The following is a 23596-nucleotide window of genomic DNA, read 5'->3' on the forward strand; positions in this document are numbered from 1 at the left end:
CTCATTAGTGATTGTACTCACTTAACTCAGTGTCCAAAACTGCTGGTGCGGATCACTTGTGCTTGGTCTATTGATGTTGACTCTTATACTAGTGAAAATATTGAGTTTCTATTAGATCAATATAACGAGATTAGAACTATCTTAGTTCCTCAAAATACTAGCCACCTGACATTAGTTACAAAAATAATGCTTGGTGTTTTTGGTTCTGTGCCAGCAAATGACCGCTTTTTCAAACAGACTTTCGGAGACATTTTCAAAGGCGAATGTGGCTTCAGTAGCATTAATACAAAGTCATTGGACTGTTTAAGTCGGTTTTATCAATCAAACAAACTTGTAATAGACCAAGTTTCATCAAATAGAATGACAGTTGATTTTAATTCAGGCGTTGATACTACGTTACCTTATACAAAAGCTAAAGTAGTTGATATGTACGGGTTTACTAAAGCAATAACAGGCACTTAACAAACGACTATGGCGTCAATGGCTATTTAGGCGCTATTCCTGTTTTATAGACCATCACTTTTTAGCTTTAAAGCTAAAGCCCTATAAGTTTTCTACTGCCACAACGCCAGCAGAAACACAAAAAGACCAATCCCAAGCGTGACCTTTAGAAGTAAGCTAAGAGGGGCCCCACCTTTTGGCGCTTTATTGCAACATCCCATAATTGTTTCCTCATTCTTCATTGGATTCATTTCACCTTAAACCTTTCCCTTACGGTAAGGTCAATGCTTTATTAGTCATATAATCTGGAATCCGAAAAACAAAAAAGCGAACCGTTCGGTTCGCCTTTTGTTATGTTGTTCTGCTTAGCGCCGCTACGAATTAGTCTTCGTAGTTGTCGATGCTTGGGCAAGAACAGATTAGGTTACGGTCGCCGTATACGTTATCTACACGGTTAACAGTAGGCCAGTACTTCGAGTTCTTGGTTGCTTTTGATGGGAAACAAGCCAGTTCGCGAGAGTAAGGGCGATCCCATTCTGCGCCTGAAAGGTCAACTTGTGTGTGCGGTGCGTTCACTAGAGGGTTGTTATCTAGTGGCCATTCACCCGCTTTCACTGCTGCCATTTCGTGACGGATTGCGATCATCGCTTCACAGAAACGGTCTAGCTCTTCTAAATCTTCAGATTCAGTTGGCTCTACCATGAGTGTGCCAGCAACTGGGAAAGACATAGTAGGCGCGTGGAAACCGAAGTCCATTAAACGCTTAGCAATATCTTCTTCGCTGATGCCTGTGTCTTCTTTAAGTGGACGAATATCGATAATACATTCGTGCGCTACGCGGCCGTTAGTGCCACGGTAAAGAACAGGGTAGTGAGGACGTAGTTTTTCCATCACGTAGTTCGCGTTCAGAATCGCTACTTTCGTTGCGTCTGTTAGGCCAGGTTCGCCCATCATTGCGATGTAAGCCCAAGAGATAGGTAAGATTGAAGCACTACCTAAATCTGCCGCTGATACCGCGTAGTCAGAACCTTGTACACCGTTTTCGATGTGACCTGGTAGGAAAGGTGCTAGGTGCGATTTAACGCCGATAGGACCCATACCCGGACCGCCACCACCGTGTGGGATACAGAATGTTTTGTGTAGGTTCAAGTGAGATACGTCTGAACCGATGAAGCCAGGTGAAGTTAGACCTACTTGAGCGTTCATGTTCGCGCCGTCTAGGTAAACCTGACCGCCCGCTGCGTGTACTTGTTCACACACTTCTTTCACTTGCTCTTCGTATACGCCGTGCGTAGAAGGGTAAGTGATCATGATGCTTGATAGGTTGTCTTTGTGCTTCTCGATTTTCGCTGCTAGGTCTGCCATGTCGATGTTGCCATCTTCATCACACTTAACAACCACTACTTTCATTGAAACCATAGATGCTGTTGCAGGGTTAGTACCGTGCGCAGAGCTTGGAATCAGACAAACATTACGGTGAGCTTCACCGCGGCTTGCGTGGTAGCGTTGAATCGCGATTAGACCTGCGTATTCGCCAGATGCACCAGAGTTAGGCTGTAGTGAGAAATCGTCGTAACCGGTAATTTCACATAGCTTCTCTTTAAGATCTTTCGCTAGCGCTGTGTAGCCCGCTGCTTGCTCTAGAGGTGCGAATGGGTGAATTGAACCAAACTCAGGCCATGTTACTGGAATCATCTCAGCAGCAGCGTTCAGCTTCATCGTACAGCTGCCCAGTGGGATCATGCCGTGCGTTAGTGAGAAGTCTTTGTTCTCAAGCTGTTTTAGGTAACGCATCATTTGCGTTTCGCTGTGGTGCGTGTTGAATACTGGGTGAGTTAGGAACTCTGATTCACGACGGCAGTTTTCTGGAATTGCTGCAAACTCATTTGATGCAATGTCAGAAGATAGTGCTTGAACGTCTTCTTTCACGTCGAAGATTGCGAATAGTGCATTCACGTCGTCGATCGTTGTTGTTTCGTCTAAGCTGATACCGATTTTACCCTTAAGAAGGCGAAGGTTGATGTCTGCTGCTTGCGCTTTCGCGTACAGTGCATCTGTCTTCTCTTCAGAGTTGATCGTGATGGTATCAAAGAAGCTGTTGTTCGTTAGTTCGTAACCCGATTTAGTCAGGCCAGCCGCTAGGATAGCTGTCATGTGGTGTGTACGACGAGCAATAGTACGTAGGCCTTCTGCACCGTGGTAAACCGCGTAGAACGACGCCATGTTTGCTAAAAGTGCTTGAGCTGTACAGATGTTCGATGTCGCTTTCTCGCGGCGGATGTGTTGCTCACGAGTTTGCATTGCCATACGTAGCGCTTGGTTACCGTGAGTATCGATAGATACACCGATTACACGACCTGGCATTGTACGCTTATGTTTTTCACGAGTACCCATGAATGCAGCGTGTGGACCACCGTAACCCATAGGAACGCCGAAACGTTGCGCTGAACCGATGACTACGTCTGCGCCCATTTCGCCCGCAGGCTTAAGTAGAGCGGAAGCAAGTAGGTCAGTTGCAACGGTTACAAGAGTCTTGTTAGCTTGAGCTTTCGCAATGATGTCTGTTAGGTCACGAACTTCACCCGTTGTACTTGGGTATTGAAGAAGCGCACCAAATACGTTTTGCTCTGGAAGTGTTTCAAGAGCACCAACCATTACTTCAAAACCGATGTACTCAGCACGAGTTTTAACAACTTCTAGTGTTTGAGGGTGAACATCGTCAGCAACGAAGAATACTTTGCTCTTGCTTTTGCCAGCACGCTTACACAGAGTCATTGCTTCGCCAGCCGCTGTCGCTTCATCAAGAAGGGATGCGTTCGCGATTTCCATACCGGTTAGGTCCATTACCATTTGTTGGTAATTGAGTAGAGCTTCAAGACGACCTTGAGAAATCTCTGGTTGGTATGGTGTGTAAGCTGTGTACCAGCCGGGGTTCTCTAAAACGTTACGTAGAATAACGTTTGGAGTGAATGTGTTGTAGTAGCCTTGGCCAATGAAAGTACGTTTCACTTGGTTTAGGTTAGCGATCTCTTTAAGAGAGGTCAGCATGTCCATCTCGCTCAGTGGCGCAGCAAGTGTCATTGGTTTTTCAAGACGGATTTGTGCAGGAACCGTTTCGTCGATCAGTGCGTCTAGGCTAGTCGCGTTGATCGCTTCAAGCATTTTTTGCTGGTCTGCTTTATTAGGGCCGTTATGACGAGCAACAAACTCGTTTTGCGTACCCAAGTCTTTCAGTAATTGGCTTTGAAGTAATTCAGTCATGATATGTTCTACTTTCTCTCTGGAGCCGTGAGCTAGCCCCTAAAATTAAGCTGCTCCAAAGAGCAGCTTTATCGTAATGAGGTTACCTATTAGTCTTCTTCTACAGAGCTTAGGTATTCTTCCGCATCTTTAAGGTTGTTTAGTTCAGACGCATCAGACATCTTCACTTTAACAATCCAACCGCCTTCATAAGGTTCTTCGTTGATTAGCTCTGGGCTATCTTCTAATTCTTCGTTGATTTCTACAATTTCGCCAGAGATTGGTGCGTAGATATCAGAAGCTGCTTTCACTGATTCAACCAGAGAGAAGCTTTCGCCAGCTTCAATTTCGTCTTCAGTGTCTGGCAGGTCAACAAACACAACGTCACCTAGTAGCTCTTGAGCGTGCTCAGAAATACCAATAGTTACAGTACCGTCTCCGTTGTCTTTAACCCACTCGTGGCTGTCTGCAAACTTTAGTGTATTGTCCATTGCTTATTCTCCAAAAATTTATGAGGTTTTAATTTAAATCTTAAAATTGGTTTAACGGTAAAGAGGGAAGCGTTTGCAAAGCTCTTTAACTTGCTTGCGAACACGTTGCTCAACTTCAGCATTGCCTTCAGGGCTTTCAACTAAGCCATCAAGTACATCGCCGATCCATTCACCGATAAGTTTGAATTCTTCAGTGCCAAAACCACGACTGGTTCCAGCTGGCGTGCCTAAACGGATACCAGAAGTAATCATAGGCTTCTCTGTATCGAATGGTATGCCATTTTTGTTACATGTGATCCCTGCACGCTCTAATGCTTCTTCAGTTACGTTACCTTTCAAGCCTTTAGGGCGAAGGTCAACCAGCATTAGATGTGTGTCTGTACCGCCAGTCACAATGTCACAACCGCGAGTTTGCAACACTTCAGCGAGAACTTTTGCGTTGTCGATCACTGAATCAATATAAGTATTAAATTCTGGGCCAAGTGCTTCGCCAAACGCCACTGCTTTAGCCGCGATAACGTGCATTAGTGGGCCGCCTTGAAGGCCAGGGAACACTGCAGAGTTGATCTTTTTGTTGATGTCTTCGTGGTTCGTAAGAATCATGCCGCCGCGTGGGCCACGAAGTGTTTTGTGCGTTGTTGTGGTAACAACGTGTGCGTGTGGTAGTGGGCTAGGGTGAGCACCTGTCGCGATAAGACCCGCGATGTGTGCCATATCGACCATTAGGATAGCGCCAACTTCGTCAGCAATTTCGCGGAACTTAGCGAAATCAATAACGCGTGGGATAGCACTACCACCTGCAATAATCATTTTAGGTTGGCTTTCGACAGCTAATGCGCGAACTGCTTCGTAATCGATTTCAAGTGTGTCGCGGTCTACGCCATATTGAACTGCGTTGAACCACTTACCAGACATTGCAGGACGTGCACCGTGTGTGAGGTGACCACCAGCATCTAAAGACATACCAAGGATTGTGTCGCCGGGTTGAAGTAGGGCAAGTTTTACTGCACCGTTTGCTTGAGCGCCAGAGTGAGGCTGCACGTTTACGTACTCACATTTGAACAGCTGTTTAGCACGTTCAATTGCGATAGCTTCAACGGTATCTACGTGCTCACAACCACCGTAGTAGCGACGGCCTGGATAGCCTTCTGCGTATTTGTTGGTTAGGCAAGTGCCTTGAGCTTGCATTACTGCTTTAGAAACGATGTTCTCAGAAGCAATAAGTTCGATTTGTTCGTTTTGACGAGTGTTCTCTGCTTGGATTCCAGCAAATACGGCGTCGTCAGTGCCTGATAGGTTCGTAGAGAAAAAACTGTCTAAGCTGTGGTTTTGGTAAGCGTTCATTGTCGAGACCTTTCATTAAGCTAATGGTGATTGTTTTTATAGTCCATTAGGTCTTACGTTGATTTCTGCATCGGTATCGTTTGCGCTATATAGGTACAGACATACGTTGATTGCGTATTAAATATACTCTTACAGCGTCTAAGCGATCGTTGTAGGGTCAATGCAGCACGAATTGGTTCCCAAAAAATCGGGTAAAAAACAGCTCTTACAAATGTTAAATCTATCATTTGCGGCAAGCCGAAGTAGCATCTCTTCATCTAACAAGTCGATAACATAGCTCCGTTAAAATCAATTTTCAACAAAAATTTCCAATAGGAAACAGATTTTCTTGTTTTGCTACGGGGAGCACGCTTTATTTCTCTGTGTGCTCTTTAATCAACAAAGCGCTTTATGCAACAATGAAATTAATAGACAGGAAGTAAAAAATTAGTGAGGGACCTATGTCAGAAGACATTTATGATGAGTACCCATCTCTAACGTTGGCGAAGGAAACGTTAGACCAGAATATTGAACCACTTAGGCTTGGCCAGCGCATTAAAGACATCCGCGGTAAGCTTGGGATCACGCTAGAAGAAGCAAGCCAAAGAACAGGCTTGGCGCGTTCTACGCTCAGTAAAATAGAGAATGAACAGATCTCTCCGACCTTTCAAGCGATGCAGAAATTGGCTATGGGGTTGCAGATAAATATGCCGCAACTCTTTGAACCACCAAGAAAAAAAGTCGCTACAGGACGTCGTGATTTAACCAAAGTAGGCCAAGGTAAACCACACCCAACACCCACTTATGAACACGAATTGCTTGCCACAGAGCTCTCTAATAAGAAGATGATGCCGTTTAAGAGTCGAGTGAGAGCTCGTACTTTTGAAGAGTATAACGATTGGGTGCGCCACGATGGTGAAGAGTTCTTAATGATCATATCGGGTGATGTGATGTTCTACTCAGAATTCTACGAACCCGTGCCAATGAGTGAAGGCGATAGCATGTATTACGATGCGAATATGGGTCATATGCTGATTTCAACTAGTGCTGAAGATGCACTCATTCTGTGGGTGACTGCAAAATAACTGTAGGTCACAGCAAAATAAGCTAACAAGTTTTGAATTTCTTATAGTGGATGCAAACGTTTGCTTTTGTTTTGAACGTTAGCTAATAGACGCGATATTGATGCGAAAATCATCAATATCGCGTTTTTGCATGTACCGAACAATTGTTTTTAAATTGTTAAATGTCACATTTTGAGCTGTTTGACTATTGTTAAGGGTGTAAAACTGACGCAGGCTTGTTTATTATAGTGAACATGGTTTACTCATGTTGATTGAAGTTTACTGAAGTGAATTCTTAGAAAGTGAGTTGTATGGGTTCTGTACAGTTATTCATAATTTATAGAGCCAACGATATAAGCCTATATAAAGGACATCACTTTTTACTATCTACTGTTTCTAACGTTAACCAGTATCGTTAGAGGCGACTCTAAATAGAGATATAAGCGGCAGACTCGATTTTGGACAGCCTGCAACGCTTCATGGAGAATAAAATGACTCAAGAACACGCTAATCAAGACCTACTAACAACACCACTGCATGCACTTCACGTTGAAGAGGGCGCAAAGATGGTTCCTTTCGCTGGCTACGATATGCCAGTCCAGTACCCGCTTGGTGTAAAGAAAGAGCATTTACATACTCGTGATGCTGCTGGTCTTTTTGATGTTTCTCACATGGGGCAACTTCGTCTACATGGTGCAAACGCAGCTGCTGTCTTAGAATCTTTGGTTCCTGTAGATATTATTGACCTTCCTTCTGGTAAGCAGCGCTATGCGTTTTTTACTAACGAGCAGGGCGGCATTATGGATGATCTGATGGTTGCTAACCTAGGTGATCACCTGTTTGTTGTTGTGAACGCAGCATGTAAGACACAAGATATCGACCATCTAACTGCGCACCTTCCAGCTGACGTAGAAATGGAAGTGATTGATGATCGCGCTCTATTAGCACTTCAAGGCCCTAAAGCGTCTGAAGTTTTAGCTCGTTTCCAACCAAGCGTTGCTGACATGCTTTTCATGGACGTTCAAAAAGTTGATATCGACGGCGTTGAATGCATCGTGAGCCGCAGTGGTTACACGGGGGAAGATGGCTACGAGATCTCTGTTCCTAACGATCACGCTGAAGCACTGGCACGCAAGCTAACATCAGAAGCTGAAGTAGAGTGGATTGGCCTTGGCGCTCGTGACTCACTTCGTCTTGAGTGTGGTCTATGTCTATACGGTCATGACCTAGATACAACAACTACTCCAGTAGAAGCTAGCCTTCTATGGGGTATTCAAAAAGTGCGTCGTACAGACGGTGAACGTGCAGGCGGTTTCCCTGGCGCTGATATCATCCTTGAGCAAATCGCAACCAAAGATGTTCAACGTAAGCGTGTTGGTCTTGTTGGTCAAACTAAAGCGCCAGTACGTGAAGGCGCTGAGCTGTTCGATGCTGAAGACAACAAGATTGGTGTTGTAACAAGCGGTACAGCGGGGCCTAATGCAGGCAAACCTGTTTCTATGGCATATGTACGCACTGATCTAGCAGTAATTGGCACTGAAGTATTCGCTGAAGTTCGTGGTAAGAAGCTACCAATGACAGTAGAAAAAATGCCATTCGTACCTCAACGTTACTACCGTGGCTAATCTCTTTTAAGAGCAACTATTAAGCTAAACAAAGCCTACTGTTTGATTCTCTGTATAGAGAAGTTCAATGGTAGGCTTTTTTGTTTAAGCCTGTCTCCCTTTTTATGAACGTATCTATTTTTATAAACGTATCTAATTTTAAGATCGTATAACTTTCTATATCGCTACAAGCCCAGATACCTGAAAGTTCGTTTTTTAAAACGAGACATATGGCTATATCATTAAAATTGCTTACTATAATATTAGTGGTACGTGTTATGGTGACGATTCATCATTTTTGTAAATAAGTAGTAGGGGTTACAAGGAGTTATCTATGAATGTTAACCATACAATGAGTCCGGTTCGTAAAGCCGTTTTAGGGCTGTTAGCTCCATTGATTTACACATCAAGTGTTATGGCGACGGAAAACTCGGTCGAAAGTGCTCCTAATGTCGGTGTTTCACCTTATATTATCAATGGTAGCCCCACAACAGATGCAGAACTAACTAATACTTATCCAACGTTTACTAGCCTGTACTTTCATGATGGTTCAAAATTTTCTAACTACTGTGGTGGAACCATTATAGATGCACAATTCGTGCTTACCGCTGCCCATTGTGTGTATGAAAGTTACGCGTGGATGCTTAATACTTGGGTTGTTCCAGGAATGGCAGATCAAACAAAATATAACAACGGTGGATACCAATCAGCACGAGTCGAAAAGATATATTATCCAAGTGACTATAGTAATAATCTTGATCCCATCAACGGGAAAGTATTACCAAACGATATTGCTATCTTGAAACTCAAAACAGCCTTAAATGTACGAGACTACTCTTCTTCAATTAACTCTACATTCGACAATGTCTATGCATTGAATCGTGGTCAAGATACGTTTAAGGCAGTTGGCCGAGGCTTGACGAGTCATATAACAGATGACCAAGGCAAAACTGTTTCTAGAACTGCTACCAATGTAGTAAATCAAGCGAATTTAACCTTCGATGCTACAAATAGCTGTAATTCAACAGACAAACAGCTTTGTTTTGATGGAGCGCAGTTCAATGGATACAAAAACTCGACCTGTAATGGTGATTCAGGCGGTCCTGTCTATTGGTGGGATGGGGTTAGCTATCAGCAAATAGGCATTACGAGTTACGGGCCAGCTACATGTGGAAGCCTTACTGAAAAATACACGTCTGTTTTTACGGAAGTTTATGATTATGCAGGATGGATAGATCGAGTTGTTTCAGGCACTGAAAACGCAACTTTTGAAGTTAGAAGTACACCGAGTTCTCGTGTTCTCGTACGAGTGAGCGATGGTGAAACCGTTGATTCATCTTCTGCTTTGTTAAATGAAACGTCAATGCCGAAGATAAGCCTATCGGGCGGGTCTAATTCAGGCACCAACTCAGGCTCTAGTAGCGGCGGTTCTTTGGGATTCTTGTCGATATTCGCGCTTGGTTTACTTATTTTAAGAAGACAATCTATTTAAAGTTAAGTAGACGTTCATCAGCATGATTGAGGGCTATACCTCGACAGGTTGTTCATTTAAGCATTAATGAAAGAAGTCTTAGATTAAGTCGACGCTAAAAAGCATCAGCGTCGACTTGGTTATTTCGGAGTACTATCGCTTCAAACTTGTCGATAAGCCTGCTTATTGATTTTCGCCTTCCTGCTATACCTTTCGACAATTTCATCCATTTGCTTTATTGCATCGTTGATATTTTGAATACCACCTTGTACAACACCTTTCTCGCTTTGGTTCAATGCAGAAAAAGCCTGTTTTAATTCTTTATCTTCCAGCATATTTCCGTGTAACAGTACTTCTTTGTAAGTCAGTAACCTCTGCTGTACCGCAACAATTTCATTACGGGTATCTTCTGATTCTAAAGCCTGTTGTATGCAAGGAAATGCCAATTTATAGAGATTCGCAATTTCCAATTTCACGCTATCATTATTCGCAATTTGCAATTTTTCTTATTTCCTAGCTCTGATAATTCAAACTTATCTACCCGCGAGTTAACGTCGTTGTAAGTGTGAAAGTCCATGAAACGTAACGTTTTTATCGGCCGAATAATATGCCTTTAATCGCTTATGTAAACTGTTCTAAGTCAATATGGTCTGCTTCTTGCTGAAATTAGGTCATAACTGTCTATTCTGGAGGTGCTTATGTCACAAGAACCTATAGTCATTGCGCTGATTGAGCGTAGGAAGCTAGGCAATTGGTCTCAAGAAAAATTAGCGGCTAGCGCAGGAATGAGCTTGAAAACCTATCAACGAATTGAGCGCGGAGAGGCTGATATCAAAATGTCTCAGTATCGTTCGATCACGAGAACTTTGAAAGTGACGGACTTGGATGTCGTACTCGACGTTGTAGGAGCGTCTGAAGCAGCAGCGGAAGATGTAGCTGCTGCTAGTCGTTTGTTAACCAGTGAAGAGCGAATGCTGTTGATTAAACTGATTTTGTCGGTCAAAAAACAGAAGTAGCGTTTTGTTCCAATAGATATTTTCTAATCAATAGTGTTTTAAATACGTAGCCTCAAACAACCAGTCTTCGAATAAATTGTCTACGAATAAATAATGTCAGGTATCGTCTTTTGTCCAGCTAGTTAGAGCTAAAATGATTGTTTCATGGTGAGGTGCTCACTACGGACATGAAACAATTAGCCTACTCTTCCGCGAAGTTGTTTGGTGGTGCTTCTTTGCTTTTTACTTTCTAAACGTCTTTTTTGAGAGCCGCGTGTTGGCTTGGTTGCTCGTCTCACTTTTTGAACTTTTGTTGCTTCTAAGATCAGCTCTTTCAAACGTACCAAAGCATCGTCTCGGTTTTGCTCCTGAGTTCTGTACTGTTGAGCTTTAATGATAATCACACCATCTTTAGTGATACGACCATCTTTATGTGCCAGGAGTTTTTCTTTATAGAAATCGGGTAGGGTTGAGTGCTTTATGTCAAAACGTAAATGTATCGCACTCGATACTTTATTGACGTTTTGACCTCCGGCTCCTTGAGCTCTGATCGCGGTTAGCTGGAGTTCCCAGTCTTGAATTGAAACAGAGTTAGATATTTGTAACATAAACATCCATTTTGAACAGTAATATGGGGTCATGATACTGAATATTGGGTATGGTATCAGTAACTTTCTTAAAGAGTGGTAGTAGTGATGAAAATTGATTTAACGGCGTATGAAGGATTAATCTTTGATATGGACGGTACGTTGATCGATACAATGCCAGCACATGTGAAAGCATGGCAACAAACGGCGGAAGAGTTCGGCTTTTATTTCGAAGCGTCTTGGCTGCATAGCTTAGGTGGAATGCCGAGTTATAAGATCGCTGGTGAGGTAAATAGTAAGTACGGTTTATCGCTCGACCCACAAGCGGTTTCTACGTTTAAAATGGCTTCGTTTGCAGCTATTGAAGACAAAGGAGATATTATCCCTTGTACGTATTCTCTTTTGATAGACCATCTCGGTGACAAGAAGATTGCGGTTGGAACGGGCAGTCAACGCAAGAGCGCAGAACAACTGTTAGATAAAACGGATATCTTGAGTAAGTTGGATATCTTAGTGACAGCGACAGATGTGAAGAATCATAAACCAAACCCTGATACTTTCTTAGCTGCTTGTTTTGGTATGGGTTTACAGCCAAAGCAGTGTGTTGTGTTTGAAGATACTCACCTTGGTAAGCAGGCAGCCCATGCTGCGAATATGGATTGCATTCTGGTAGTCGAAGGGAATACGCTGGAGTTCTACCCCGCACCAAGTTGATTGTTGAGTGAACGACTCTAGAGTGAAATGAATAAGTTAGCGGGGCGGTGGTGCGATGCAGGCTCCCACTATGCAATTTCGCTCATTTCGCTATCAAGGAACAAACATACACTGTTTCTACCTACTGCTTTTGCTTCGTAAAGAGCTAAATCGGCGCACTTATAATTGAGTGCAGGTTCACCTGTTAGGTTGGTTATTCCGCCACTTATTGTAACGACGTTGTCGAACTCGATACTGATCGCGATTCTCAGCCTATTAAGCACATAGTCGGCTTCTTGTGGTGTCGTGTGAGGCAAGATAACCCCAAACTCTTCTCCCCCAATACGAGCCACGAAATCGGTATCTCGGCATTCACGTTGCAGTACCTGTGCTACGGTTTGTATGGCTTTATCGCCATAATCATGTCCAAATCTATCGTTAATGCGTTTGAAATGGTCAATATCCAATATGGCTAAGCAAGATTGCTCGCGAGTAGGGTAACGACTAACGCGAGAACACTCGTCACGAAGCTCCAGGTCGAACTTTCGTCTATTCCAACAGCCAGATAGTGCATCTTTTTCGCTAAGGTTTCTCAATTTATTCTCGAGCTCTTTGCGTTTGCTGATATCAACAAATGATGCAACATAAAATTGAATCACATCTTTTGAGTCTTTGATGGTTTGTATTCGAAGAATTTCCGTGATGAAGGTGCCATCCTTTCGTCGGTTCACCACTTCGCCTTCCCACATCCCTGTCTCTTTAATGACGCTCCACATTTTAGTGTAGAACTCTTCATTATATCGGCCAGCGTTAAACAATGAAGGCTGTTTACCTTTTACATCTTCTAACTCGTAGCCACTGACACGGGTGAACTCTTGGTTTACTTTTATGATTCGGTTATTTTTGTCTGTGATTAATAGGGCAGACATACCGTTCATTGCCGCTTTGGCGAGTTGGCTTTCGATACTGTTCTTTTTATGATTTCTGTTCCACAGTACGAAACCTGCAGATATCATTGAAATCAATATCGAGAGTATGATTATCTGAACGACTATGGCGTGATTTTCTTGTTGAAACTGAGTGTTAAATTGATGTTCTTCAATATGAAGAACCATATAAATTGGTCCTTCAAACTGCTTAATCTTAGGGCTGATGTCAGAGTGAAAATACCAGTTTTTACCATCAAAATAGCTGGATGAGGTGCCGCTTTGAATATTCTGCCACAGGCCTGGGGCTAGTTTTGCATACGTCTTGTCTGAACGTGATTCAATCACATGCCCAAATGAATCCTCAGGGTCGGGACCCATGATGACATGACCAGTATTATTAAGGATGACCGGAACTGTCGCTGATGTACCTATCTGGTAATGTAAGCGATCATAGATCTCGCGCATATTTAGGTTAGCAATGAAATAGCCAATAATGTGCTCCCCTACAGTGACAGGCGTCATAATGCGAAGTGTCGGCGAAAAGGGGCGAACTAACTCTCCATTTTCAACTTCTAGATCAATGCCTGTAGCTTTAACTTCTCCAATCTCTAATTCTTGTAGCTTTTTGTAGTAATCGCGAGAGGATTTGTTTTGTAACTCGTGGTCTGGAGTGACACTTGCGTGGCCATCTTTATAGTTGACGCGGAATACTTCATTAGCGTCTAGATCTAGGAAACGCAGTTGAGAGTAGTATTGTTGCCCGTGTGCCAATACAACCCACAGATCCTGCAGTGCTTGTTTGTTAGTAACTGAAGGCTCGGAAATGGAACGAAGTAGGGTCTGTGAGGCGGCAATAGAGGGAACCGCGTTTGATATTTGCTCAACAATAATAGCGAGTTGATGGAAGCTGTATTCGATTTGGTTTTGATTAGACTGTTTGATGTTTAGCGCATACTGGGCTTCAACCCGTTCAAATTCAGAGTTTATATAGAGAGCAGGGACTAATCCTAGGACAAACAAGGTACATAGAAATTGGCTGATCAGTTTTTTTATACTCGTATTCATCACTGTCCTCGAAAAATCAGCGCAATACTATATATTTTGTAGGCCTATTAATGTGATCTTGACCCAAAACTTATAATCAGATGTGCATATTATTTCGTTTTTAATGAAATTTATTGCACTTGGGGTGTTAATTGAGCAATTAGGTATCAGAAACGAGACCTGTCCGCAAATATAATGGGGAGCATAGTACGGACAGGTTATTCTAGATAAAGCGGATTTTTAGCCTATGTCTGGTCGTAATTAACTTAAGCCAACGATGTTTCCTTTGCTATCAATGTCCAACGACATAAAAGCCGGTTTATCCGGTAGGCCTGGCATGGTCATTACATTGCCGCACAGCGCGTAAATAAAGCCAGCACCAGCACACAGTTTTAGCTCCCTAACGGGTACGTCAAACTGAGATGGTGCACCTTTTACGTGTGCTTCTGTCGAGATCGATAGTGGTGTTTTTGCTAAACAAACCGATAGGTCGTTATAGCCATGCAGTTTGAATTCGGCCAGTTGTTTTTTAGCCAGTGGAGATAGCGAGATACTTGCTGCGCCATAGCCAACTTCAGCGACGGCCATCAGTTTTTCTTCTAGGCTTTGCTTTGAGTGATACAACGGCTTAAATTCACTCTGTTTTTGGCAAGCTTTTACTACGGCGTGAGCTAATTTAGTCGCCCCTTCGCCACCCTGACCAAATGCTTCGCTTACTTCAACACTAACGCTTGGGTCGAAGTCGGTGATCATCTGTTTCAAAGCATCGAGCTCTTGAGCTGAATCTTGTGGAAATCGATTGATCGCAACAACGGTAGGCACTTGGTATTGCTTAACGCTGTTGATGTGCCATTTAAGGTTCTCAAACCCTGCAATAAGCGCGTCTTGGTCATCATTAAAGATTGAATCTGGTAGCGGAGTTCCTGGTCTCAAATCGTATAAACCTGAGTTGGCTTTTAGACCACGTAATGTTGCGACAATAACAGCACAATCTGGATTTTTTTTCGATGCTTTCACTTTGATGTTACATGCTTTCTCAAAACCCATATCTGAGCCGAAGCCACCTTCCGTCACGACAAAGTCACTTAGCTTTAACGCAACCTTATCGGCAATAATAGAAGAGTTACCGTGTGCGATGTTAGCGAATGGCCCCGCGTGGATTAGGGTAGGAACCCCTTCAAGGGTTTGCATCAATGTTGGCTCTATGGAGTCTTTCATTGTGACTGTCATAGCACCTGCTACGTTGAAGTCATCTGCAGTTAATGGCAAGCCTTGGTTGTTGTATGCGAGTACCACTCGTCCGATACGCTTTCTTAAATCTTGGAGGTCATCAGTGAGAGCAAGAATAGCCATCAGCTCTGAAGCGGCTGAGATGTCAAAGCCATCCTCGCGCTCAAAGCCATTAATTGTTTTGTCTGCTTCGTTCTTGCCAACCGTGATCATACGCAGTGCGCGGTCATTGTGGTCAAGTACACGTCGCCACACGATTCTGCGTGGGTCGATATCCAGAGCTTTTAAGCCTGAGCGAGCCTCAAAGGCTTCTAACCCTTCACGTTGCTCATGATACAAACGAGCGTCAATAGCGGCAGATGCGAGGTTATGAGCGACTGTTACGGCATGAATGTCGCCAGTCAGGTGAAGGTTCAATTGCTCCATTGGGGCAACTTGTGAATAGCCACCGCCGGCTGCACCACCTTTTACACCAAATACCGGGCCCATTGAAGGTTGGCGAATGCAGGCCATAGCGGATTGGTTAATCTTTGCTAGACCTTGTGCTAGTCCGATAGTGGTGACGGTTTTGCCCTCACCAAGAGGCGTCGGTGTGATGGCCGTAACCACGACTAATTTACCATCTTGTTGGCTAGCGAGGCGTTCAAGTGATGTGAGAGACACTTTAGATTTGTATTGCCCTAATGGCTGATGTTCGTTGTGGTGCAGGCCAGCTTGCTTGGCAACTTCACTGATGTTTTTAAGGGGAGTAGAGCGACAAATATCAATATCAGACAGCATATTTGATCCTTATATCAGAACCGAAAGGTGGTACGTAAACGTTTGCGTGGCGATAGTACTGTATAAATTTGCCAAGTAAAGGCAAACCACATCAATTATGTGCTGGAAGATAACAGATCTAAAGAGTCATTGCGCGAGATCAAATCTTAAACGAGAAAAATATTCGATCTGATTACCTTCAGCTGCCGTTATATTGGTGTTGAATACAAAAAGGGCTGCATATAGCAGCCCTTCAAGGAATGGGTAATCCAACTTGGCGTTAACCTCTAAGAGTTAACTACCTAATAGAGTCGCTTAACGATCCCAGTATGTTTCTTCTAAGCTATCTTCGCGTTCAGGTAGTGCACGAGAAAGGCGAGGAGAGTGCTGAGTCAACACTTCATAGCTTACACGGTTTGAGTACTTACAAATTTGAGACAGAGAAGAATACGTTAGACACGAGTGCTCGTGCTTTTCTGAGTTTGGTACATTCACGTGGTGGTAGCTGTTTGCTGCCATGTCGTGTAAAAGTGCAGAAAGTGCACCATCACCAGCACCATTGGTGTTTTTAATTTCGCGCGGGCCACCAAGATAAGGGCCAATGTGAGAGTAGACTTTTACCGGATCTTGACAGTCTTGCTTACGCATAGCACGGCTGAACTCGAATTTATTGAACTCAGGAATGTTACCCGGTAATAATGGCAGAGTGGTTTCGCGTTTCGCAGGCTCGTCAGTGTAGCCAGCCATGTATAAACCGATAGGGCCTGCAGTACAGAGAACGAGGTCAACCCACTCAAGTGCTTTGTTAGCAGCTAGAAGCGGATCTTTTTCACCCGTTAACGCTTCACCTTCGTCTTCGTTCATCGCGACGATGGTTACGTTTTCTTTCAGATATTCTTGCCACCATTCCGCATTACCTTCGATCACGTACTTAGTACCAAGTGTTAGTACAACTGGCACATTGTGCGCTTTCGCGTATTCAATCGCTTTTTGTACCGCTTTTGGCATCGGATCTTCAGGTTTGCCGCGCATTAGGTATGACGACACAACCAATGCTGATGCTTTCTCGAACACTTTTTCAGGAACGCTTTCAGGAAGCAGTTGGTTCATGTGGCCTTCGTTGATTGCAAACGTACGTTCACCATCTTCAGAAATAAGCGTGTAGCAACGACCAATAGGACCATCAACCGTTTGAAGGTGATTTAGATTCATACGAGAAGAAGTGCGGCAAAGGTAACGATAACCAAATGAGCCAACTTCAATCTTCTTAGACATAACGCCGAGCAATACAGATTTACTGTCTGCAAGTACGGAATAGTTGTGCAGTGTGTTGCCGATAGTATCGCCAGGGTATTGATGCGTGATCAAACCGCGCTCAACTAACTCTTCGTACAGCGCATCTGCTTTACTCTCTTCCAATACCAGTGAGTGACCTTTACTCAGCTCATATTTTTCAAGGAACGCGTTATCAACACGGGCTTCGATATCAACAATCGTTTGACCAACACCGACAATTGTTGCGCGGTGAAGCTTAGGCGTTTGTTGCATTTGGTTGACCAACGGATCACGTGCGTGAGTTGGAAAGTAGTGTTTAGATTTACGCTGTCCAGGAAACTTCATATGAAAAATACAGTGAAAAAATTTTGCCGAATGATATCACATTTTGTTTCTGATTCTTTCATTTTTATTACATTTAGAATCACCTGTACGATGTCTGTACAGGTGACTCGTTTTACTTTTCGCTTGAGGGCATTTACGTGAGCCTATTCCGCTGGGAGGAGTGTTGCTGGATCAACGTAAGCCTCAGTACCCCATAGGGGAACGGTTGAAAGGCTATGCTTGAAACTGCCTTCTGTTTCTTTGGTGGTGTATGACAAGTAAAGCAGCGATTGATTCTCTGCATCGTAGATACGACGAACCTTCATTGTTTTAAAGAAGATACTTTTTGATTGTTTGAACACCACTTCACCAGATTTGCTTTTGTCTATTTTAGCAATCATTTCTGATGTAATTTCACCGGTTTGACGACAAGAAATAGAGCTATCGCTTGGATCGGAAAGGCTAAGGTTTGCTTCGATTGAAGCGATATGACAAGTCACACCTGCGATTTTATCATCATCTAAAGAAGACATTTTGATATCCTTCATTGTGAAGAATCCAAGAGAGACGTCGCCAACCTCGTTGTCCGAACAGCCAGCCAACATTGTGATGATACCCGCTGCTATTAAGGCTTTTTTCATAAGAAGTCCTTTTTATTTATAGAGTTCTGTTTACTATAAGGATATTGAAAGCTTGAATACGAGTGTAGAGCTTTTCGTTAAGTTCTTAAAGGATGTTGTTGGATAATGGAAAATATGAAGCATTTAAAGTACTTGTTGGCCTTGGTCATGCTCTGTATGCTCTGTGCTTGTAGCTCGGCACCTCAGTCGAATATATGTCTTCCAAATAGCTGTGACATTTGGGGATACTAACCGTAGGTACTAAAAGAATGAATAACGAAATACCTGAAATTGTACAGAAGAAAAACCAATGGCTGTTTAGTCAACTCGATATTGCCTACCCCGCAAAAGAGAGCCTGCTAGGCCGAGAACTTTATCAAAGCAAACTCCCGTCCAAGACATACCAACTCCTCACCCAAGATCAAACACCTTCCCAAATTGATGAACTGCATAAAGTCGACTTCCATAAACTGACCGTACTTTTTTCACTTAACCAAGCCAGCGTTTACCAAGATGAAACCGAAAGGGCGTACATGTTAGAGTTTTTGAGTCAGATTATGTTATCTGACGAACATGTCTTATACATAGGGACTCAAAATGGTGATGTAGCAGCGAGCGCTATCGTTACAGAAGCGGAGGATTCTCTGCTAATCTCAGACGTTGTGGTTGGAAGTGGTCAAAGTATCAACGCTTTTGCTAAGCAGATCCTTGATTTTTGGGCACAAGATCATGCTTCTCGCGATAAAGTGTGGGTCGAGAACTAAAGGTTCTTTGAGAAAGCGTTAATCTAAGTAAAATACCCCTTCTTATTTAAAGGGTATTGTATGTACAAGCTATTGTTCTCAATCGCTGTATTGTGTGTTAGCGCTTATTCTTCACTCAGTTTTGCTAATGACTGGGATATCAAACGCATCCTAGTTTTACACTCATACGAACCTTCTTATCAGTGGACCGCTGACTTCCAAAAAGGGATAGACAGTGCGTTCAGCCAATCTCAAGCCGAAGTTAAACTCTCAATCGAGTATTTGGATTCAAAGCGCGTCCATAGCCCTGAGTACTACGATTCTATCGCAAACTACTTACGTACCAAATATGCAGATTATAAGTTTGATGGTGTAATCGCGACTGACGACAACGCGGCTAACTTCCTTGAATCTCTGCCTAGTTTGATCGATCGCTCCACACCTGTCGTTGCTGCCGGTATTAACGATTTCAGTACCGACATGTATTCGGTGTCTGATAGAGCAACCGTGCTTTATGAGAACGATCAGATAGACGTCAATATTGATCTAATTTCGAAGTTAAGACCTAACCTAAAAATACTGTATTTCATCAATGATTACAGTGTCACTTCTGAGTTAATTCGCAAAGAGATGAATCGCGTGATGACTGAGTTCCCTAATATCACATTGGTTGAAATACGCGATTTATCGTTAGTGCGTACCCGTCAGTTTTTGGAAGGTATCTCTGCTGATGACGCGGTTTTGCTCAGTCATTACAATACCGAATTGAATCGAGGCGTGTATCATACTTATCAAGAGGTTTCGGATACTTTGTCTAAAGCAAGTGCTGCTCCAGTGTTTGCTTTGTGGCAGTTCTATATTTCGGGAGATGTACTTGGTGGCTATGTGAATCACTCTCAAAGCATGGGTGAAGAGACGGTTAAGGCGCTCGATAAGTACCTACCTCTTGGTTTCGACGAACCTTTAACTCCAGGTGAGAACAAACGTTTTGTTTTCAATTATCCAGCGATGACAAATTTCGGTATCCGTGAGAGTGCGCTACCTGATGAGGCTGTATTCATTAATGAGCCTTCATCCTTTATTCGTAAAAACTTTCAGTTGCTATTGGGATTGTCGATGGTCATTGCAGGTTTGAGCCTGATTATTTTGATGCAATTTGTCACTCTACGCCAAAAGAAAGAACTGGCTAAAAAGAGCAAACGAATCTTAAAACTCCAGAAACAAACACTGAATATTCAAAAAGATATGATTCATGTTCTCGGAGAGGCGATTGAAACTCGCTCTGGCGAAACCGGTAATCACGTTAAACGTGTCGCCAAGTTGTCTGCGTTGCTTGCTAAGTATCGTGGCTTGAGCCATCGCGAGGTCGAGATGATAGAGATCATCAGTCCGATGCATGATGTGGGTAAGATTTCAGTCCCAGAATCAATCTTGGATAAACCAGGTAAATTGACCGAGCAAGAGTGGGAAGTGATGAAGCTTCACACAACGGCAGGCTATAACTTACTGAAGAGTGGAGCCGGTGATATTACCAATCTGGCTGCTATCATTGCCAACGAGCATCATGAACGTTGGGATGGGGCTGGATATCCTAATGGCAAAGTGGGTGACGAAATTCACTTGTTTGCCCGTATTACGGCCGTCGCGGATGTGTTTGATGCACTACTCAGTGCCCGTTGTTACAAAGAGCCGTGGCCATTAGAGATGGTTATCGATTTGTTCGAGAGAGAATGCGGCTGTCAGTTCGACCCTGAGCTTACTCAGTTACTACTGAGCCACTTACCCGAGTTTGTTGCTATCCGTGATTCGTATCCAGATACCATCACCGCTGAATGTCGCATTGAATTAACGGATAAACCTATTGTTATTGAAGAATTGGCCGTGAATTAACGGTTTATTGGCAAATAAAGTCGTGATTGGTGACGCTCAAAGTATATTAATTTAATGAGTGCTGTTGCTTATGGTTAAGCATAAAGTGATCCACTGCATATTTCGCGTAGAGAAATAAGGGGCGATAGGTAAAGTGTTACCTTAATCATCACGCGTATTGAAAGAACACTATAGGATAAAACTTGAATTCAATGCGAGTGAGAGAGCTATGCGGTTAGAACAAACTAAATGTGTAATTTTCGATTGTGATGGAACACTCATCGATAGCGAGAAGCTGTGTTGCCAAGCCTTAGTGAATGTGTTTTCTGGCTTTGGGGCTAAGTTAAGCGTTAATGACTGCTATGTGCACTTTCAAGGTGGGAAGCTAGCTGACATCTTAATGGATACGCAAGCACGTTTAGGGCTATCTATCTCCATCGATACACTCGAGCCGCTTTATCGCACTGAATTAGAAGCCTTGTTCCAACGCCATTTAAAGCCGATGGATGGTGCTATTGAGCTTATTGAATTCCTCAAGCAACAAGACATTGAGTTTTGTATCGCTTCCAATGCGCCTAAATATCGAGTTGAATCCTCATTGGCAATGACAGGAATGCTCGACGACTTCAAAGGCAAAGTATTTTCAGCTTTTGATGCCAATAGCTGGAAACCGGAGCCCGACCTGATCATGTATACCGCAATGAATATGGGCTTTTTACCAAACGAATGTATTTATGTTGATGACACGGTGAAAGGCATTGAAGCAGGGGTTCGTGCGGGTATTCAATCTTTTAGATTGCGACCAACGTTTGAAGGTTCATTGAGTGATAATACCGAAGCCGACATAGCAGAGCTAGCGGCTCAGGATATTTACAGTTTGGAAGAAATATCGATTTGGATTAATGGCAAGCGCTGCTCAAGTGGTGGTATACCGCACTCTGGAGCTTTGGTGGGGTAAAGCCTAATTGAAGGCTGACTAGTTTGCTTAATTGTGTTGTGTGGAAACCACATGCAGCACAAGTGAACTTCTCTCCACTTTCTGAAAGTAGATATTCGTCATGTTGGCATAAAGGGCATGTGATGTCGTCGGTGTATGGTGCATCTGTTTTATTCATTATGTGTCACCTGCAGCAAAAGGGTAAGCGAAAATAAGACCCGTTCAAATAGATTACCCCTAAGCTCGATTATTAGACAGTTTTGGCTCCTCTTAATCCCTCCTTTGCGACTTACTTCATGTTAATAACTGAGGAGTATGGTTTTACCATAGTTATTAATCAGCACCAATAAAAAAGGACTCTATATGAGTCCTTCTTAGGTTTGTTCTTAATTCTGAGCATTAAGCATTAAGCATTAAGCATTAAGTGCAAATAGTTGATAGTTGATAGTTGATAGTTATTTGCCAAGTGCTAAGTGCGGTATCTTGCCAAAGTTTGAGACAGAGAAACCGATGCTTCAGTCAGCTTAGATACGCCCTTTGAAGAGTTTTGAGCGACATCTTTGATTACGTCTGATTGGCCTCGTATATCATTAAGCTCAGCAGCGATGGTATTCGCTACGTTGCTTTGTTCATCAGCTGACGTTGCTATTTGTAGACTCATGTCAATTAGCGCTTGTGCGGAATCTGCAATCGAGTTTACGTCATCACCGATATGTGAAATGAGTTGGCTACTGGTTTGCGCTTGATCAACCGTTTGCACCGTGATCTTAGCAATATTTTGACTCTCTTGCTGTAAGCGTTCAATCATCGTTTGGATCTCAACTGTAGCGGATTGAGTTCTGCTAGCAAGCGTTCTCACTTCATCAGCAACAACGGCGAAACCACGACCTTGTTCACCCGCACGAGCTGCTTCAATCGCGGCATTTAGCGCAAGTAAGTTGGTTTGCTCTGAAATTGCGTTGATCGTGGTGATGACTTCGTTGATTTGGCTTGTATTTACATTCAAGCTCGTAACAGAAGACGAGGTTTGCTCAATCAAAGAAGAAAGGGTGGTTATCTCTGAGATTGCTTGCTGAACCATAGCATGGCTATCATTGATTTGTTGAGCATCTTGCTCTGCTTGCTCTGTAGAGCGCGCAGAGATATTAGATACTTCATTCGCTGATGCCGTCATTTGATCCATTGCCGTTGCAACAGAGTCTAGAGATGAATTCTGGCTCATAATCTGTGTTTCACTGCGCTTCATCTCTTTTTCGAAAGAAGCTGACGTTTCACTCAGTGTCGCTGCGTTTTGGTTTACGTTATTGACTAGTTCACTTAGCGTATCCATTGAACGGTCAAGGGCGCAACCAATCGTACCAAACTCATCTCGGCCCGGATGGAAGCCAAGGCGAGATGTTAAATCACCATCACCAATCTTTTGAGTGGTTGAGTAAAGAACCCAAAGTGCGCCACCTAGGAAGGTTGCAACCCAGTAACAGAAAAGACCAAAAGGCAAACACCATAAAAGACTGAGTAATAATGTGTACAGAGCTTGCTGCTTTTGGTTCTGTGTATCAGTAGTTGAAACGGTAAGAGAGTAGTAGTTGCCATCTTGTGCCAGTGCCGTAGCAGTCACCGAACCCGTGTTTGAAATAGTGGTTTCTTGAAGGCGTGTTTGTTGGCTAATAGAACGAACCGAAGCTGGGGAATCTGACGCTGATAAAATGCCTTGCAACTGATATTCAACCTGCTGTTTTGCACTCGCGTCAATTTGTTCCATATTGTTGACGTAGTTGAGGCCAGCGAGGCTTGCCACAGCGGCAAAAAAGATCAAGAAAATGACCCAAAACTTGTCGTTAATAGACATTTTAATAAACAGTTTGTCTATCGTTCTAAATTGTACTTCTTTCATAAAAACTCCACGGTAAATCCTTTACCGTGGACTCTAAATAACCGACCTCAATAAAAATGTGAT

Annotated in this window: 18 protein-coding genes and 1 pseudogene; 9 read left to right on the top strand and 10 right to left on the bottom strand. The window is 43.2% G+C overall.

Features of this window, described 5'->3' with window-relative positions; all coding sequences use genetic code 11:
* A pseudogene (locus AB6E08_RS13760) lies at window positions 1-462 on the top strand (hypothetical protein); the annotation flags it as partial.
* Between the two features lie 360 nt (window positions 463-822).
* Here AB6E08_RS13760 and gcvP read toward each other — a convergent pair.
* The 3 genes from gcvP to AB6E08_RS13775 form a co-directional block, all read right to left on the bottom strand.
* On the bottom strand, window positions 823-3702 hold the full coding sequence (gene gcvP, locus AB6E08_RS13765; RefSeq protein WP_017102169.1) for an aminomethyl-transferring glycine dehydrogenase: 2880 nt from the start codon (window positions 3700-3702) through the stop codon (window positions 823-825).
* 89 nt (window positions 3703-3791) lie between these two features.
* A complete protein-coding gene (gene gcvH, locus AB6E08_RS13770; RefSeq protein WP_009845137.1) occupies window positions 3792-4172 on the bottom strand; it encodes a glycine cleavage system protein GcvH in 381 nt (126 codons plus the stop codon).
* Between the two features lie 51 nt (window positions 4173-4223).
* Window positions 4224-5516: a serine hydroxymethyltransferase gene (locus AB6E08_RS13775; protein WP_017097964.1), complete on the bottom strand. Its 1293-nt coding sequence runs from the start codon at window positions 5514-5516 to the stop codon at window positions 4224-4226.
* A gap of 440 nt (window positions 5517-5956) precedes the next feature.
* On the opposite strand from AB6E08_RS13775, the gene AB6E08_RS13780 reads away from it, so the two are divergent.
* The 3 genes from AB6E08_RS13780 to AB6E08_RS13790 all read left to right on the top strand — a co-directional run bounded on the left by AB6E08_RS13780 (window position 5957) and on the right by AB6E08_RS13790 (window position 9655).
* Window positions 5957-6580 (top strand): helix-turn-helix domain-containing protein, encoded by a 624-nt coding sequence (locus tag AB6E08_RS13780; RefSeq protein ID WP_017097963.1) that lies wholly within the window; start codon window positions 5957-5959, stop codon window positions 6578-6580.
* Between the two features lie 470 nt (window positions 6581-7050).
* The gene (gene gcvT / locus AB6E08_RS13785) at window positions 7051-8184 is read left to right on the top strand and encodes a glycine cleavage system aminomethyltransferase GcvT (protein ID WP_029222778.1); all 1134 of its coding nucleotides are present in this window, start codon (window positions 7051-7053) and stop codon (window positions 8182-8184) included.
* Window positions 8185-8497: 313 nt separating this feature from the next.
* Window positions 8498-9655 carry a trypsin-like serine protease gene (locus AB6E08_RS13790; protein ID WP_017097961.1) on the top strand — a complete coding sequence of 386 codons (1158 nt, stop codon included), beginning with the start codon at window positions 8498-8500 and terminating at the stop codon, window positions 9653-9655.
* 140 nt (window positions 9656-9795) lie between these two features.
* On the opposite strand, the gene AB6E08_RS13795 is transcribed toward AB6E08_RS13790, so the two are convergent.
* Entirely contained in the window at window positions 9796-10134 is a 339-nt protein-coding gene (locus tag AB6E08_RS13795) for a hypothetical protein (RefSeq protein WP_009845170.1), read from the bottom strand.
* A gap of 198 nt (window positions 10135-10332) precedes the next feature.
* On the opposite strand from AB6E08_RS13795, the gene AB6E08_RS13800 reads away from it, so the two are divergent.
* Complete coding sequence (locus tag AB6E08_RS13800; protein WP_009845174.1) at window positions 10333-10650, top strand: helix-turn-helix domain-containing protein; 318 nt, start codon at window positions 10333-10335, stop codon at window positions 10648-10650.
* Between the two features lie 176 nt (window positions 10651-10826).
* On the opposite strand, the gene arfB is transcribed toward AB6E08_RS13800, so the two are convergent.
* Entirely contained in the window at window positions 10827-11237 is a 411-nt protein-coding gene (arfB, locus tag AB6E08_RS13805; protein ID WP_372065386.1) for an alternative ribosome rescue aminoacyl-tRNA hydrolase ArfB, read from the bottom strand.
* 87 nt (window positions 11238-11324) lie between these two features.
* Here arfB and AB6E08_RS13810 point away from each other — a divergent pair, with 87 nt between their 5' ends.
* On the top strand, window positions 11325-11930 hold the full coding sequence (locus AB6E08_RS13810) for a beta-phosphoglucomutase family hydrolase (RefSeq protein ID WP_009845180.1): 606 nt from the start codon (window positions 11325-11327) through the stop codon (window positions 11928-11930).
* Window positions 11931-11998: 68 nt separating this feature from the next.
* Here AB6E08_RS13810 and AB6E08_RS13815 read toward each other — a convergent pair whose 3' ends face one another.
* From AB6E08_RS13815 to AB6E08_RS13830, 4 genes are all read right to left on the bottom strand, one after another.
* Complete coding sequence (locus tag AB6E08_RS13815) at window positions 11999-13903, bottom strand: diguanylate cyclase (protein ID WP_065678984.1); 1905 nt, start codon at window positions 13901-13903, stop codon at window positions 11999-12001.
* Between the two features lie 240 nt (window positions 13904-14143).
* The gene (locus AB6E08_RS13820; RefSeq protein ID WP_017100522.1) at window positions 14144-15892 is read right to left on the bottom strand and encodes a formate--tetrahydrofolate ligase; all 1749 of its coding nucleotides are present in this window, start codon (window positions 15890-15892) and stop codon (window positions 14144-14146) included.
* 294 nt (window positions 15893-16186) lie between these two features.
* The gene (locus AB6E08_RS13825) at window positions 16187-17491 is read right to left on the bottom strand and encodes an inosine/guanosine kinase (protein WP_017097957.1); all 1305 of its coding nucleotides are present in this window, start codon (window positions 17489-17491) and stop codon (window positions 16187-16189) included.
* Between the two features lie 143 nt (window positions 17492-17634).
* The gene (locus tag AB6E08_RS13830) at window positions 17635-18111 is read right to left on the bottom strand and encodes a CreA family protein (protein WP_017097956.1); all 477 of its coding nucleotides are present in this window, start codon (window positions 18109-18111) and stop codon (window positions 17635-17637) included.
* Window positions 18112-18359: 248 nt separating this feature from the next.
* Between AB6E08_RS13830 and AB6E08_RS13835 the strand changes: the two genes are divergently transcribed.
* The 3 genes from AB6E08_RS13835 to AB6E08_RS13845 all read left to right on the top strand — a co-directional run bounded on the left by AB6E08_RS13835 (window position 18360) and on the right by AB6E08_RS13845 (window position 21660).
* Entirely contained in the window at window positions 18360-18854 is a 495-nt protein-coding gene (locus AB6E08_RS13835; RefSeq protein WP_372065391.1) for a hypothetical protein, read from the top strand.
* A 60-nt stretch (window positions 18855-18914) separates the two neighbouring features.
* The gene (locus tag AB6E08_RS13840) at window positions 18915-20723 is read left to right on the top strand and encodes an HD domain-containing phosphohydrolase (protein ID WP_017097955.1); all 1809 of its coding nucleotides are present in this window, start codon (window positions 18915-18917) and stop codon (window positions 20721-20723) included.
* Between the two features lie 208 nt (window positions 20724-20931).
* Window positions 20932-21660: an HAD-IA family hydrolase gene (locus tag AB6E08_RS13845; RefSeq protein ID WP_029222776.1), complete on the top strand. Its 729-nt coding sequence runs from the start codon at window positions 20932-20934 to the stop codon at window positions 21658-21660.
* Window positions 21661-22108: 448 nt separating this feature from the next.
* Here AB6E08_RS13845 and AB6E08_RS13850 read toward each other — a convergent pair whose 3' ends face one another.
* Window positions 22109-23533: a methyl-accepting chemotaxis protein gene (locus tag AB6E08_RS13850; protein ID WP_017100523.1), complete on the bottom strand. Its 1425-nt coding sequence runs from the start codon at window positions 23531-23533 to the stop codon at window positions 22109-22111.
* Window positions 23534-23596 lie beyond the last annotated feature (63 nt).

This window comes from Vibrio sp. 10N.247.310.24 (genome assembly GCF_041467175.1).
Classification (GTDB): domain Bacteria; phylum Pseudomonadota; class Gammaproteobacteria; order Enterobacterales; family Vibrionaceae; genus Vibrio; species Vibrio tasmaniensis_A.